This is a genomic window from Hymenobacter segetis (genome assembly GCF_054776495.1).
On the sequence record NZ_BAAHBV010000001.1, the window covers coordinates 1,120,201 to 1,135,592 of the forward strand.

At 65.3% G+C, this 15,392-nt stretch carries 9 protein-coding genes; 8 read left to right on the plus strand and 1 reads right to left on the minus strand.

The features are described 5' to 3' along the window. The first annotated feature begins 63 nt into the window (after nt 1-63). Entirely contained in the window at nt 64-885 is an 822-nt protein-coding gene (locus ACYU70_RS04870; RefSeq protein ID WP_342296398.1) for a SusE domain-containing protein, read from the plus strand. Between the two features lie 244 nt (nt 886-1,129). Continuing rightward, nucleotides 1,130-1,984 (plus strand): N-acetylglucosamine kinase, encoded by an 855-nt coding sequence (locus ACYU70_RS04875; protein WP_342296399.1) that lies wholly within the window; start codon nt 1,130-1,132, stop codon nt 1,982-1,984. Nucleotides 1,985-2,070: 86 nt separating this feature from the next. Here the strand turns inward: ACYU70_RS04875 and ACYU70_RS04880 are convergent, their stop codons facing one another. Next, nucleotides 2,071-4,929, minus strand: coding sequence for a DUF4961 domain-containing protein (locus ACYU70_RS04880; RefSeq protein ID WP_342296400.1), 2,859 nt, complete (start codon nt 4,927-4,929; stop codon nt 2,071-2,073). Nucleotides 4,930-5,310: 381 nt separating this feature from the next. Between ACYU70_RS04880 and ACYU70_RS04885 the strand changes: the two genes are divergently transcribed. From ACYU70_RS04885 to ACYU70_RS04910, 6 genes are all read left to right on the plus strand, one after another. Further along, nucleotides 5,311-6,123 carry a DUF2279 domain-containing protein gene (locus ACYU70_RS04885; protein ID WP_342296401.1) on the plus strand — a complete coding sequence of 271 codons (813 nt, stop codon included), beginning with the start codon at nt 5,311-5,313 and terminating at the stop codon, nt 6,121-6,123. 134 nt (nt 6,124-6,257) lie between these two features. Continuing rightward, complete coding sequence (locus ACYU70_RS04890; RefSeq protein WP_342296402.1) at nt 6,258-7,484, plus strand: Smr/MutS family protein; 1,227 nt, start codon at nt 6,258-6,260, stop codon at nt 7,482-7,484. A 192-nt stretch (nt 7,485-7,676) separates the two neighbouring features. After that, nucleotides 7,677-8,180 (plus strand): hypothetical protein, encoded by a 504-nt coding sequence (locus ACYU70_RS04895; RefSeq protein WP_342296403.1) that lies wholly within the window; start codon nt 7,677-7,679, stop codon nt 8,178-8,180. A 141-nt stretch (nt 8,181-8,321) separates the two neighbouring features. Beyond that, entirely contained in the window at nt 8,322-8,993 is a 672-nt protein-coding gene (locus ACYU70_RS04900) for a response regulator transcription factor (protein ID WP_342296404.1), read from the plus strand. Between the two features lie 144 nt (nt 8,994-9,137). After that, on the plus strand, nt 9,138-13,055 hold the full coding sequence (locus ACYU70_RS04905) for a beta strand repeat-containing protein (RefSeq protein ID WP_342296405.1): 3,918 nt from the start codon (nt 9,138-9,140) through the stop codon (nt 13,053-13,055). Nucleotides 13,056-13,112: 57 nt separating this feature from the next. Next, entirely contained in the window at nt 13,113-14,720 is a 1,608-nt protein-coding gene (locus tag ACYU70_RS04910) for a tail fiber domain-containing protein (RefSeq protein ID WP_342296406.1), read from the plus strand. The last annotated feature ends 672 nt before the right edge of the window (nt 14,721-15,392 follow it).

A 15,392-nucleotide genomic window follows, 5' to 3' on the forward strand; every position in this document is an offset into this window, starting at 1 on the left:
TCGTCCCTGACCTGCTGTTAGCGGGTCAGGGACAAATTCCCACCCCTCACCAGCTTAATCGTTATGACCAAGAATTTATTTACTACAGCCCTGCTGGCCGGCTTGTTGGCAGTGAGTTTTACGTCCTGCAAAAAGGATGAAATCCGCACCACCGCAACCTTCAGCGACGCGCCCAAGCTCAGCAGCAATACGACCAACGCGGGCGTGCTGCTGCGGGCCAACAAAGACAACGATGCCGTTACGTATACTTGGACGCCGTACACGTATACGCTGTCTGACAATACGACGAGCACTTCGCCCGTTATCTACACGCTGCAGATTTCTGCGGATGGCGCTTTTGCCAACCCATACGAGCTGGTAGCCGGCACCGATAAAGCCGCTTCGCTGAAGCTGACCGTTGGCCAGCTCAACGCGGCGCTGATTAACCTGAAAGCCCCGCTCACCAAGGCTTCGACGCTGCAGGTTCGCCTCAAGACCTTCGTGGCCAATAACGAGTCGGCCATCTATTCGAATGCGGTTAGCATCAGCGCCACTCCTTACGACGAGTGCGTAGCGCCGAACTCGGATACCTGGTCCCTCATTGGCCTGGCCGGAGTTGATTGGAGCACCGACGTGCCCCTGAAGTGGAGCTGCTCGGAGAATGCCTACGTTGTGACGATGGCTTTGAACGCTGACGAATTCAAATTCCGCCGCAACAACGACTGGGCCGTGAACCTGGGCGGTGCCGGTAGCGGCGTGACCACCCTGACGGTAGGCGGCACCACGGCTTTGGCCACCGGCAACCCACCGAACCTGAAAATCGGCACTGCCGGCACGTACACCATCAAGCTCAAAGTAACCGGGTCGGGCGCCACGACGGCTGGCACGGTAACGCTTGTTAAATAAGTGAATTCCGGGCAAACCGGTATTTCCTGAATGTCAATTAAGCAAAAAGCCGCTTCCTGTATGGAAGCGGCTTTTTGCTTAATGGGCCAGGGCCAGCATTGCTGTCCAAAACAGGATATCCAGCGTACTGAAAACGCTTTTTCTTAAAATAACTACCCCGCAAACGTTTGTTCAGAGGGGTTTTCCCGCTTTTTTCCGGGATGGTTGCTACTTTCGTTGCCCCTCCCAAACCATACTTTTTACTATGATACTTATTGCCGACGGCGGCTCAACGAAGTGCAGCTGGTGCCAGCTCGACGACGCGCACAACCGCGTGTACTTTAATACGGAGGGCTACAACCCCGATTTCATGGACACGGCGGCCATCGTGGCCTCGCTCAACCAGAACCTACCCAGCACGCTGCCCCGCGAAGAAGTGACCGACGTGCATTTCTACGGCGCGGGCGTGTCGTCGGCGCAAAAGGCAGAGGTGATTGCGGCGGCCCTGCGCCAGGTGTTTCCCAAGACCAAGGCGCATGTGACCGAAGACCTGCTGGCCGCCGCCCGGGCGCTGCTGGGCCACAAGCCCGGCTTCGCGGCCATTCTGGGCACGGGCACCAACTCCTGCCTCTACGACGGCGATAAAATCATCTACAACGTGGATTCGCTGGGCTATTTCCTGGGCGATGAGGGCTCGGGCTCGTACTTCGGCAAGCGGCTGCTGCGCGACTACCTGCGCGGCCTGCTGCCCGACGGCTTGCAGGAGATTTTCAAGGAAACCTACTCGCTGGGCTCGCGCAACGACATTCTGGACCGCCTCTACAACCAGCCGCTGCCCAACCGCTACCTGGCCAATTTTGCCAAGTTTGCCTACGACCACAACAACGTGAGCTACTGCCGCGAAATCGTGCTCGAAGGCTTCGAGACTTTCTTCCAGAACCTGGTGCTGCACTACCCGCGCTTCCAGGAGTACACGTTCAACTGCGTGGGCTCGGTGGGCTACAATTTCCGCGACGTACTGACGCAGGTGGCCAAAACCCACGGCATGGAAGTAGGCAAGATTATCCGCTCCCCTATCGATGATTTGGTAGCGTATCACGACGAGCTGCCGGTACGGTAGAAGTCTGGATTTCTCAACAGCTTCCGCATAAAAAAAGGCCGCTTCCAAATGGAAGCGGCCTTTTTTGTGGCCTTGGATGGACAGCGTTAGTGCTGCACTACGAGGCGGGTAGTTTGCATCAGCTGGCCGGTGCTGAGGCGCACCACATAGATGCCATTGGCCAAATCCTGCACGGGCAGGGTGAGCTCGTGCGAACCAGCGGCCTGCGTGGCGCGGCTGCTGATGGTACGCACGGTAGCGCCGAGCACGTTGTGGACGGTAACGGTAACGGCGGCCGGCGTAGCCAGCTCATACTGCAGGCTGGCGGTGCTGCTGGTGGGGTTAGGCACGGCCACGAGGCGCAGGGCCTCGGTGCGGCGGGCGGTGGTGCCCAGCAGGGTGGCCTTCTTGAGGCGGCGCGTGGTGTAGACGGCGTAGGCCCCGGGAGCCAGCGTGATGAGGGCGTTGGCGTTGGTTACGGTAATGCTGTCGCCGGAGAGGTAGTTGTACCACTTGCCGGTGCGCTGGAAGGCGGGGTCAATGGTGGTGGTGGTCACGTCGAAGTTGCCGATAACGGTGATGTTCTGGGTGGCGTTGCTCACGTGGATGGACTTGCCGGCACCGGCCAGCTGCTGGGTGTAGCTGGTGGGGTTGGCAAAGGCGGGCTCCTGCTTTTTGAGGGCAAGGAGGGCGCGCTGCACTTCGTAGAGCTGGCGGCGGTTGGCATCCTGGTAGTAGCTCCACACGGGTAGCTTGGCGCTCAGCTTGCACTGGTCGTTGCCGTAGGGCGTGGGCACGGTACCGTTCGAGCAGGTGAAGATGGACTTGTCGTAGCCGAGCTCACCGAACTGCCACAGCATTTTGGGGCCGGGCACGGTGAAGAAGAAAGCCGAGGCCAGTTCGATGCGGGCCAGAGCGGTGTTGAGGTCGCGGGTGCTGTAGGTGCCCGAGGAGTTGCCGAAGGTGAGGTTTTTGTACATCAGGCGCTCCTCATCGTGGCTTTCCATGTAGGTCACCAGGTTGGGGCTATTCCAGCCGCGGCCGCCCTGGGCGGTGCTGCCGTAGTAGCCGTAGCTGAAGTTGGAGTTGGGCAGGTAGCCCATGGTGGCCTCGTTGTAATTATTCACGGCGTTGCCCCATATCATGAAGCCGGCATCGGCCAGGGTTTTGGCTTCGCGGTTTTCGGGGAAGTGCTCCAGAATGGGGTACAGGTTCGGGTCAACACCAATCATGTGCTGGTAGTAATCCAGCCAGATGTTGATACGGCTCTGGTCGTAGTTGCCGTAGGTGTTGCCGTTGCTGGTCTGCTGCGTGAAGCCGCCGGCCAGGTCAAAGCGGTAGCCATCAATGTGATACTCCTGCAGCCAGAACGACATCACTTGCTTCGAGAAGTATTTGGTGAGGGCGCTTTCGTGGTTGAAGTCGTTGTAGACACTATAAGGATGCGGGGCCGTCACGTTGAACCAGGGGTTGTCGGCCGACGGGCCGGCCGTGCTGCCGTAGAGCTGCACCATCGGGCTCTGGCCGGTGGCGTGGTTGAGCACCATGTCCATAATCACGGCGATACCGCGACGGTGACATTCGTCGACAAACTGCTTGAAAGCCTGCTTGGTGCCGTAGTATTTATCGGGCGCGAAGAAGAAATCGGGGCTGTAGCCCCAGTTGTCGTTGCCGTCGAACTCGTTGATGGGCATCAGCTCAATGGCGTTCACGCCGAGGCGCGAGAGGTATTTCAGGGTGTCGCGCACGGTCTGGTAATCGTGGAAGGCCGTGAAGTCGCGCATCAGGAGCTCGTACACCACCAGGTTGGTGCGGCTGGGGCGCTGGAAGTTGGTGGTCGTCCACACGTAAGGCGTCTGGTTGGTTTGCAGCACCGACACGATGCCCGTGGTGAGGCCCGTGGGGTAAGCCTTCAGGTTGGGGTAGGTCCGTGCGGGGATGTACTGGTCGTCGTTCGGGTCCAGGATTTTCTCGCAGTAAGGGTCGGCCACGCGCAGGTTGCCGTCCACGAGGTACTGGTAGGCGTATTCGCGGCCGGGCGTGAGGCCGTTGATTTGCACCCACCAGCGGCTGCCATCGGGCGTTTTGTTCATGTAGCCGGCGTTGGTGGTCTGCCAGTTGTTGAACTCGCCAATGGCATAGGCAAACTGCTTGCTCGGGGCCGTCAGATTAAGGATAACCGACGTGCCGCCGTTCAGATACGTGACACCGTCCTTAGCCCCGGCGGGCAGCGCAGCCACGGTTACGGTGGGGCGCACCACGAAAATCAGCGAATCGACGCCCTGGCTGGCCCCGCTGGTGGCGGTGAAGCGCACCACGTTGCGGCCGCTGGCGGCTGTCACGGTGGTGGTGAGGGTGGTGGCGCTGGCCTGGCTGGCCACCTGCGTGCCGTTGAGGCTAAAGGCCAGATTGGCGGTGGCCGAGGCCGTGCCCGTCACGCTGATTTGCGCGCCCAGGTTCACGAACAACGGGTTGCCGCTGGCGTTGGGCGTGGGGCTGGTGATGCGGGCCGACAGGGCGGCCGAGGCGGCATCCACGAAAATGTCGCCGCCGCCCGTAGCCCGACCCACCACGGAGCCGTCGGCATTCTTGAAAATCATGCCCAGACGCTGCAGCGTTTCGGCGGCCGGAATGGGGTAATAAGTGCGCGGCGTGAAGGTGATGGTGTAGATGTTGGGGTTGCTGGCGCTGCGCGTCATCAGCGCGGTGGGGTCGGCCACGCCGAAGCTGGAGCTGTGCACGTTGCGCCAGTTGGTGTTGGTGGTGCTCAGGTTGGTCACGGTACCGGTCCAGATGTAGACGTTGCCGGTGAAGTTATTCAGCGCTCCGTTGCCCTGAGTGGCGTCGTAGGTGATGGTAACGGGCGTGGTGTCGGTGAAGAACACCGGCGAGGTGGTGACCTGGGCCTGGGCGGTCCAGGCCACGAGGGTTAACAGCAGGGCTGTCAGGCGTCGAAATGTTTGCATTGGGAATTTTTAGGATGCGAAATGATTAGGAGTGACTACGGGAATTGAGATTGGTGGGCTAAGCTGGACGCTTGTCGAAACGTTTGCCACGGCTGTAATTAATTGTTTTTGTTGGCAAACCAAGTCGCAAGATACGCTATGGGTGTCAGCAGCCCGCTTTATGGGGCGTACCTTTGGGCACTATTTATGGCCCGTATGGCGCTTGTCTCATTATTTTTGGATTTGATTGGGCGCAGACGGTTGGCCAGGCTGGCGGTGGGTTGTGGGCTGGCTTTGCCGCTACCCAGCCACGCCCAGGTTCCGCTTCGTACCGACAGCGCGGCCGCCCCACAGGTTCCCACGGTTCGTACTTCCTCACTCAGTAGTTTTCCGGTCGATTCAGTGGCGCTGCGCAAGCGCCGCCTGCGCCTGCTGGTGGGCGGCTCGGTGCTGGGCTACGGTGCGGTGTATGCCGGCCTGGCCACTTCCTGGTACACCGGCGAGCGGGTGCCGCTGCACTGGTTCAACGACCTGCCCGAGTGGCAGCAGCTCGACAAGTGCGGCCACTTCTGGGGCGCGTTTCAGGAAAGCCGGGGGGCCGTCGATATGCTGCGTTGGGCCGGCCTGAGCGAGAAAAAAGCCATTTGGTACGGCTCATTCGTAGGGTTTGCCCTGCAAAGCCCCATCGAGTACTTCGATGGCCAGGACCCCGAATACGGTGCCTCGGCCACCGATTTGGCGGCCAATTTCCTGGGCTCGGCGGGGTTGCTGGCCCAGCAGCTGGCCTGGCACGATGTGCGCATCATGCCCAAATGGTCATTTCACCTCACCAGCTACGCCAAAATGCGGCCCAACGTGCTGGGCAGCAACGTGCCCGAACGCCTGCTGAAAGACTACAACGGCCAAACCTACTGGCTCTGCGCCGACGTGGGCGCGTTCCTGAAGCCCGGCAACCGCTGGCCGCGCTGGCTGCAACCGGCCTTCGGCTACGGCGGCCAGGACATGGTGTACAACGACGACGGCACCAATGCCGCCAAAGGCCTGAACCCCTACCGCCAGTTTTATCTATCGCTCGACGTGGATTTGCGCCGCATTCCCACCCGCAGCGTCCTGCTGAAGCGCGTGTTTTACACGCTCAGCATTTTTCATTTGCCGGCCCCGGCGCTGGAGTACAACCCACGCAACGGTTTCGGCTTCCACGGGCTCTATATGTAAGGCCAGGCGAGGTCCGAAAACGGAATATCCATCCGCGCTGCCCATCTACCCGTACTTTTGACGAACCCACCCCGTCCCAGCCGCTGTTCCTGCCATTCAAGCAACCGCGCCGGCCGGTGTAAATCTGTGATATTATGAACGTAGGAGATAGAGTCCGGCTTTTGACCGGCACCGAAGAAGGAATTGTTACCCGCCTGCTCGACAGTGAGTTGGTGGAAGTGGCCATTGACAACGACTTCACCATTCCCGTGCTCCGGCGCGAGGTGGTGATAGTGGCCCAGGAAGAAGGCAAGAACTTCGACCGCGCCGCCCCCGACTACGGCCCCGGCCAGACGCCCGGCAAAAACGCCAACGCCAGCAAGAAGGACAACAGCAAGCGCGCTTCGGCGCCCGCCGCGCCTAAGCCGGTGCAGCCCTCGCTACAAGAAGCCCTGGCCGCCGTGGCATCCAGCGGCGCAGGCGTGGCCAAGCCGGCCGGCAGCAACGGGCCGGGAGCCGGCACCAAGCAGCCAGCCGCCGCCAAAGGACTATTTCTGGCCCTGGTGCATCAGTCGCCGGAGTTGCTGGGCGTCACGCTCATCAACAACACCGAAGCCGACGTGCTCTTTACCTACGGCGAGGAAACCGCCGCCCGCCCCTACCGCGCCCTGGCCGCCGACAAGCTCGGCCCCAAAACCAGCACCAAGCCTCTCTCCTTCCTGCACATGAAGGACTTTGAGGCCTGGCCCGCCGTGGTGTTCCAGCTGCTGCCCACCAAGCTCAATGGCGATGCCGCCTACGAGCTGCTCACCAAGCGGCAGGCCTTCAAGGCCAGCACGTTCTACGGCAGCCAGCGGCCCGCGCCGGTGATTGGCAAGGATGCCTACCTCTTCCAATTGGATGAGAAGGCGGCTGCTGCCATCGCGCCCGAGAAGCTGGCCGAGGAAGCCCCCGCTCCTGCCCCCGCCGCCCCGGCCAAACCCGCCGGCGTGGATGCTGCCGCCCTCAAAGCTCAGCTCAGCGGAGATGCGCCCGCTAAGCCCGCCGCCGTGGTAGCCGCCGCTGCGCCAGCCAAACCGGCCGGCCCCATCGTGGCCCCGCCCCACGAGCTTGACCTGCACCTCGAAGCCCTGCGCCCCGACAACAAGGAGGAGCTGAGCAACACCGCCATCCTGCGCCTCCAGCTCGATGCGTTTGAGGATGCACTGAGCCGTGCCCTGGCCACCAACATGCACGAAATCGTGTTCATCCACGGCATGGGCAACGGGGTGCTGCGCAAGGAAATTCACCGCCAGCTGAGCCGCAACAAGGACATCAAGTTCTTCGAAGATGCCCGCAAGGAGAAGTTCGGCTTCGGGGCTACGCTGGTGCGGCTGAAGTAATACTTCGCAGCACGGCGGCCACCCGCACGGCACCCTTCACCGACAAAAAGCACCCATCTGGCCCCGGCGGCCGGGTGGGTGCTTTTTTTCATCCATTAGCCATCAGCGGGCCTGTACTTTTGTAGTCCTTAAAATCGCCCTATTCATTACGGAATAATTTAATGACGAAAAAGCACCCTTAGCTCCAGCGCGGTGACCTCGGCCAGCAACGGCCTGACGAAATCCGGGTCGAATGTTGTGCTCGGCGGCACCCTCACGCAGGCTACCACAATTGCCACGGGCGATAACAACTTGGCCATTACGGGCACGGGCAGCGTGGGCATCGGCACCAGCAGCGCGCCCACCAGCACGCTGCAAGTGGCCGGCACCGTGGCCGTGGGCGTGGTCAACGGCCTGGCCGGCAGCGGGGCCGGCACCCCGCTGGGCAACGCGGGCTACGTGGGCCTCTCGCCCGTCAACGGGGCCGACTTCTACCGCCTGCCCGATGCCACCTCCTGCCCCGGCCGCATTTATTACGTGCGCAACAACAGCACCAGCAACATTGCTTACCTGAGCACATCGGGCGGGGCCATTTTCGAGGGTGGAACCACGGCCGCTGCCGGCCTGCCCTATTTCATGCAAACCAGCGGCCTCACCAAAACCATCACCGCCATCTCCGACGGCACGAACTGGACCCTGCTTAAGAACGGCAACTAGCCCACGGCGCCGGCCTCAGCGGCCCGCATTGCCCCCATCGCCCCCGACCATCTGGCCGGGGGCTTTTTTGTGGCCGGCTTTCTCGAAAAACCACACGTTCATGCGATACCGCCGCATGGGAATGCGCCGGACCTTTGTACCATGCAATTCCCCCTGGCCCTGGCCATCATCGAAGACCAGGCCGCCATCCGCGAGACCCTGCACGACTACCTCTGCGCCCAGCCCGAGTTCCGCTGCGTGCTCATCGTGGACTCGGTGGAGGCGTTTTTGCGGGAGTTGCCCACGGCCGCGGCGTCGCCTCAGCTCATCCTCTCCGACATCGGCCTGCCCGGCCTCACCGGCATCGAGGGCATTCCGCTCATTCAGGCGCGGCTGCCCGAGGCCCAGGTGCTCATGCTGAGCGTGTACGCCGATGCCGAGCGCGTGTTTGAAGCGCTGCGGGCCGGGGCGGTGGGCTACCTGCTCAAGCACACGCCCCTGGCCCAGCTCAAGGAGCACCTGCTTCAGGTGGCGGCCGGCGGCTCGCCCATGAGCCCCGGCGTGGCCCGCTTCGTGGTGCAGGCCTTTCAGCAGCAGCTGGTGGCCCCGGCGGCGGCCCTGCCCCTGGAGAAGCTGCTGGCCGAGCCCCTCACGGCGCGCGAGTTGGAGGTGGTGCACGGCATCGAGGACGGGCTGAGCTACAAGCTCATCGCCGAGCGCCACTTCGTGAGCATCGACACTGTGCGCAGCCACATCCGCAACGTGTACCGCAAGCTCCAGGTGAACTCCAAAGCCGAGCTGCTGGCCCAGACGCTGAAGCGCCAGCGCGGCTAAGCCCCCGCCCAAAACCACATGTTCATGCGATACCGCCGTGTTGCCGGGGGCCAGACCTTTGCGGGAAATACCCTTGTCGTTTCTATTACCGGGGGCCCCGCGGCCCAGCGCCTTACTCCGGGAGCCGGCGCGCTCCCTGCCTGCATGATTCACCCCTACGCTTTGGCCGCCCGCGCGGCCCACCAACTCCTGCGCCGCGCCCTGGCGTACTGCCTGCTGCTGCTGGTCCTGCTGCTGGCCGTAGCGGGGGTGGCCCAGGCCCAGACCGCCACCACCTATTCCTATACGGGTGGCACGGACAGCTACGTGGTGCCGGCCGGGGTGACGCAGCTGACGGTAGTGGCCACGGGTGCAAACAATGGGGCCGTTGTGCAGGCCACGGTGGCGGTAATCCCCGGCGAAACCCTGACCGTGGTGGTAGGCGGGGGCGGCAGCAGTGCCTTTTTTGGCCCCGGCGGTGGCAGCAGTGGCCCCTCTGTTCTGGTGGGCTATAATGGCGGCGGCAATAGCGGCTTCTACAACCTCAGTTCGGGCACCTCCATCAGCGTTGGTGGGGGGGCTACCGACCTGCGGCGCAATGGCGCCCGAACCAACGACTACCTGGCCAGCCGCAATGCGCTGTTGGTGGCGGGTGGCGGCGGCAGCGGATGCGCTACCGACCGCGGCGACTACTACGCAGGAGGCAGCGGGGGCACCCCAACCGGAGGGGACGGGAGCGGTGCTGGCGTTGGCGGCGGAGCTTCGCAGGCGGGGGTCGGCAGCTCGGCGGGCGGGGCGGCCAGCAACAACGTGGGCGGCACGGGCACTAACTACGGCGGCAGCGGCGGCGGCGGCTACTACGGCGGGGGCAGTGGCACGAGTAGCGGCAGCGGCCGCTCCTTTATTGCCGGCGGCGGTGGCGGCGGCTCGTCGTGGATAGCGACGGGCAGCACGGGCACTTTCGGCCTGAGCACCGACTACGACGGGAGCATGACCATTACGCCCATCATCACGGCCACCCCGGCCCTCACCGCGCCGGCCAACGGCAGCACCGTGGCCACCGCCACGCCTACTTACAGCGGCACGGCCACGGCTGGCAGCACGGTGCGTCTGTATGTGGACGGCAGTAGCACGGCCCTCACCACCACGGCCACCAGCGGCGGCACCTTTTCCGTCGTCCAGCCCACGGCCCTGGGCCAGGGCAGCCACTCGGTGTACGCCACGGCCCAGAGCAGCGGCGTGCCCGTGAGTGCCCGCTCGGCCACGGTCACCTTCACGGTCGATACCGTGGCACCCACGGCCACGCTCAGCACCACGGCCAGCAATCCCACGGCAACCTCGCCCATTCCCTTCACCGTCACGTTCTCGGAACCTGTGACGGGCTTTGGGGCCGGCGGCCTCGTGGTGAGCAACGGCACCCTGACGGGCGGCACCGTGAGCGGCACCAGCGGCGGCACTACCTATACCTTCACCGTCACCCCTTCCGGCAACGGCGTGGTGGTGGGCGTGAGCGTGCGGGCCGGCGCGGCCCAGGACGCGGCCGGCAACGGCAACCCCGCCAGCGGCACCACCAGCGTCACCTACTCCGTGACGCCCACCATTTCCGGCTTCTCGCCCCCGAGCGGCCCCATCGGCCAAACCGTAACCGTGACGGGCACCAACCTGACCGGGGCCACGGCCGTGACGGTGAACGGCACGGCCGGCACCATCACGGGTACGCCCACCACGGGCAGCCTCACCTTCACGGTGGGCGCGGGCAGCACCACGGGCCTCATCCGGGTGACGACGCCGGGCGGCACGGCCACCAGCAGCACCAGCTTCGCGGTGGTGCCCGCGCCCACCATCAGCGGCTTTTCACCCCCGGGCGGGCCGGTGGGCCAGACCGTTACCATCACGGGCACCAACTTCACTGGGGCCACGGGCGTGACCTTGAACGGCGCGGCCATCCCGGGCTTTACCGTCGTCAACAGCACCACCGTCACCTTCGTGGTGCCGGCGGGCAGCAGCTCCGGCCTCATCGCCGTCACTACGCCGGGCGGCACGGCTACCAGCAGCGGCGCCTTCACGTTTATTCCGCCGCCCACCATCAGCGGCTTTTCGCCGGGCAGCGCCAACACGGGCCGCACCGTCACCGTGACGGGCATCAACTTCAACGGGGCCACGGCCCTGACCCTGAACGGCGTCGCCATCACCGGCTTTACCGTGGTCAACGGCACCACCATCACCTTTGCCGTGCCCGCCGGGGCCACGTCCGGTCCCATCGGCGTGACCACGCCGGGCGGCACGGCCACCAGCAGCGGCTCGCTCACCATCGACAACACCGCGCCCACGGCTACGCTCAGCACGACGGCCGGCGGCAGCACCGGCGTGTCGCCCATTCCCTTCACCGTCACGTTCTCGGAAGGCGTGACGGGCCTGGCGGCCGGCGGCCTTGTGGTGAGCAACGGCACCCTGACGGGCGGCACCGTGAGCGGCACCAGCGGCGGTACCACCTACACCTTCACCGTCACGCCCACCGGCAGCGGCAGCGTGGTAACGGTGCGCGTGGCGGCCGGCGCGGCCCAGGATGCGGCCAGCAACGCCAGCCTGGCCAGCAACACCGTGAGCGTGACCTACAACGGACCGCCGCCGGGGGCCGAAATCGTGAACACCGGCACCCTGCTCACGGTGCAGGCCGGGGGCATTCTCTACGTGGGCCCCGGCGGGCTGGGCAACCAGGCCGGCACCCTCACCAACGGCGGCACCCTGCGCGTGGACGGCCCCCTGACCAACCCCGGCACCCTCGACCTGGGCGCGGGCACGCTGGAAGTGAAGGGCGACCTGAACAACGCCGGCACCGTGACGCCCGGCACCAGCGCCGTCACCTTTTCCGGGGCGGCCGACCAGCTGCTAACCCCCGGCGGGGCCAGCCTCTACCGCGTGGTGGTGAACAAGGCCACGGCCGGGGCCAACACCCTGCGCCTGGCCGGCAACCTCACGGTGACCAACAACCTGAACCTGCTCAGCGGCCTGGTGAACACCAAAAACGGCACTGTCGTCAGTACCTTGTCCCTGCCCAACGGGGCCACCCTCAGCGGCGAGGCCAGTGGGCGCTACGTGCTGGGCAGCTTGCAAGTCACCCGCAGCGCCGTGAGCGGCGCGGCCGTGGATTTTGGCCACGGGGCCGTGCTCAACCCCACCACCAACAACCTGGGCACGGTGGCCATCACCCGCACGGCCGGCCTGCTGACGGACGACGTGAGCCGGGGCGTGAACTTCACCAACACCGCCTATAAGGGCATCGACCGCATCTATACCGTCAGCCCGGCTACGCAGCCCGCTGCCAACGCCCCTGTGCAGCTCACCCTGAGCTGGCTGCCGGATAACGACAACGGCATCACGAACTTTACCCAGGCCCGCGTGTGGCAGCAAAGCGCCTCCGGCCAGCCCTGGGCCGTGCGCAGCCCCGTGGCCAACGCCAGCAGCCGCAGCATCAGCATGAGCCCCACCTCGCTCAGCCGCTTCACGGTGAGCAACGCCGCCAACCCGCTGCCCGTCACCCTCGTCGATTTCACAGCGCTGGCCGACGGCCCGGCGGCCGTGCGCCTGCGCTGGACCACCGCCTCGGAGCTGAACAACGCCGGCTTCACGGTGGAGCGTAGCCCCGACGGCACCGCCTTCGAGGCCATCGGCACGGTGGCCGGGGCGGGCACCAGCGCCACCCGCCACGACTACGCCCTGCTCGACGCCAAGCTGCCCGGCGGCGCGACCCTGCTCTACTACCGCCTGCGCCAGACCGACCAGAGCGGCGAGTTCAGCTACTCGCCCGTGCGCACGGTTCAACTCACCAGTTCACCAACTCACCAATTTGCCGTGTTCCCCACGCGGGTGGCGGCGGGACAGGCCGCTACCTACCGCTACATCGGCCCGGCCGAAGCCGGCACCCTCGACATCCTCAGCGTGCTGGGGCAGGTGCTGGGCACCGTAGCCCTCGACGGCCGCCCCACCGGCGCGGTGCCGCTGCCGGGCCTGGCCACCGGGGTCTATTTCCTGCGCTACACCGGCCCCGCCGGCCGCTTCACCAGCCGCCTGGTGGTGGAATAGTCCACCGGCCGCATTCACTTCTTCAATCTTAACCGCTCCGTGCTTCCTGTTTTCCTCATGCAATACTCTCCTCTCTCCCGGCGCGCCCTGTTGCTCGCCCTCTTCGCCACCGTCCCCTTCGCGGCCCGCGCCCAGCACATCGGCGTGGGCACCCTCACGCCCACCGAACGGCTGGACGTGGTGGGCGGCAACCTCAAAATCAGCACCGCCGGCAACGGGCTGATTTTCCCCGACGGCACCACCCAAACCACGGCCGCCAGCGGCACCGGCACCGGCAGCTTTATCCTCAACAACCCCGCCAGCCAGCAAGCGGGCAGCTTCAACCTAAACGGCGCGGGCACGGTAGGTGGCAACCTGCAGGCCGGCACCAACCTGATTGTGGACGCGGCCGGGGCCAACACCGGCACCACGGCCAACATCCTGCATTTTGGGGCTGCCGGCACCATCAGCGGCGAGGGCATCGGCAGCAAGCGCAACGCCGGTGGCAACCAGTACGGGCTGGATTTCTACACCACCTCGGCCGCCCGCTTGAGCATCACGCAGGCCGGCAACGTGGGCATTGGCACCAGCGCCCCCGGCCAGGCGCTGGAAGTCAACGGCAACGTGCTCATTCCCCTGACCAACGACTACCTCTTGCGCGACACCAACCACGGCCTGGGTTACTACGGAAGCGGCAAGCTTTGGAACGGCCTGAACGTTAATGGCCCGGCCCTCTACGGCTACGCCGGCGGGGTGCTGGGCACCAACCAGGGCGGCACGCGCACCACGGCCCTGACCTGGAACAGCGTTGGCAACGTGGGCATCGGCACCAGCACCCCGGCTTTCCCCCTTGACGTGCAAACCACGGCCACCACGGGTGCCTACAGCTTCGGTTACCTGAACGGCAGCGGCCAAACGGGCTCTGGCAGCATTGGTGCCAACGGGACGGGCATCAGCATTCGCGCCACCGGGCGCATCCTTTCCAGCGAGTTCAACGCCGTCTCGGACCGCCGCCTCAAAACCGTGGTGGGCCTGAGCGACCGCACGGCCGACCTGGCCCTGCTCAATAAGCTGCGCATCACCGATTACACCATGCGCGACAAGGTGCAGTTCGGCAACCGGGCCTTCAAAAAGGTGATTGCCCAGGAGGTGGAGGCCGTCTTCCCACAGGCCGTGCACCAGCAAACGGGCTTCCTGCCCGACGTGTACGCCCTGGCTACCGCCGTGCAGGCCCTGCCCGGCGACTCGCTCGTGGCCCTGACCCTGCCCGCCGCCGGCCTGCCCACGGCCGCCGCCGCCGGCCAGCGCCTCAGGCTGATGGGCCAAACCGGCGACGTGCTGGCCGCCCTGGCCCGCCCCGCCGCCGCCGGCACCCGCACCCTGGTGCTGCGCCGCGCCCGGGCTCTGGCCGGCACCCAGGTCTTCGTCTTCGGCCTGGAGCACCCCGACGTGCGCTCGGTAGACTACGAGGCCCTGAGCATGCTCAACGTGAGCGCCACCCAAGAGCTGGCCCGCAAAGTGGAAGCCTTGGAAAAGCAGAACACCGCCCTGGCCGCCAAAGCTGCGGCCTTCGAAGGCCGGGCCGCCCAGGCCGACGCCGACCACGCCTCGCTGGTTAGCCTACAAGAGCAGATGGCCCGCCTGCTGGGCGAAACGCCCCCCGCCACCGCTCAGGCCCGCAAGTAGCGGCGCGCGCCCCTGGCCGCTGCAAAAGTCCCCAGCGGCGCGGTAGTGAAGGGGTTCGATGCCCTGGACCGCCCCGTGCTTACCGCCACGGCCGATGCCGCCGGTACCGCCGCCCTGGCCCTGCCCGCCGGGCTCCCGGCCGGGGTGTACGTGGTGCGCACCGGCAGCAAGGCCCTGCGCCTCACGCTGGAGTAAGGTCCCTTCCTACTATCGTCCGCCGCTTGCATGTCGGCCGGGGTAGTTTTTGAAAGCCTCTGGCCATTGGCCGGAGGTTTTTTTGTGGGCAATGATGATGGGGTGGCGATGGGTAGCAGCTTTGGCAACAGGGAGCTGCTGGCGGAAGCCTTCCCCGCCGGGCGCGGGGACTCCCCCGCCCGGCGCGGGGATTCCCCCAGTGAGCGCGGGGACTCCCCCGGTGGGCACGGGGGCTCCCCCGCCGGATGCGGGGACTCCCCCGCCGGATGCGGGGACTCCCCCGGTGAGCGCGGGGAAGCCCCCGGTGAGCGCGAGGGGGTCCTCGCCGGGAATGAGGGGTACGTCCCCGATAAGAGCAGGGCTGCCCCGGGAGGCGTTGGTGGGGCTTTGCTGGTGGGCGAGGTCAGCAGGTATTCGGAGGGAGTTGCTAAAGCCGGGGTGGTAGCGCTAGAAACCAGGTAGAAGTACGTGGTTTCA

What these genes read in the sequence shown, in the direction of transcription:
- ACYU70_RS04870 (WP_342296398.1), top strand. Translation starts at nt 64, where the DNA reads ATGACCAAGAATTTATTTACTACAGCCCTGCTGGCCGGCTTGTTGGCA.
- ACYU70_RS04875 (WP_342296399.1), top strand. Translation starts at nt 1,130, where the DNA reads ATGATACTTATTGCCGACGGCGGCTCAACGAAGTGCAGCTGGTGCCAG.
- ACYU70_RS04880 (WP_342296400.1), bottom strand. Translation starts at nt 4,929, where the DNA reads ATGCAAACATTTCGACGCCTGACAGCCCTGCTGTTAACCCTCGTGGCC.
- ACYU70_RS04890 (WP_342296402.1), top strand. Translation starts at nt 6,258, where the DNA reads ATGAACGTAGGAGATAGAGTCCGGCTTTTGACCGGCACCGAAGAAGGA.
- ACYU70_RS04900 (WP_342296404.1), top strand. Translation starts at nt 8,322, where the DNA reads ATGCAATTCCCCCTGGCCCTGGCCATCATCGAAGACCAGGCCGCCATC.
- ACYU70_RS04905 (WP_342296405.1), top strand. Translation starts at nt 9,138, where the DNA reads ATGATTCACCCCTACGCTTTGGCCGCCCGCGCGGCCCACCAACTCCTG.
- ACYU70_RS04910 (WP_342296406.1), top strand. Translation starts at nt 13,113, where the DNA reads ATGCAATACTCTCCTCTCTCCCGGCGCGCCCTGTTGCTCGCCCTCTTC.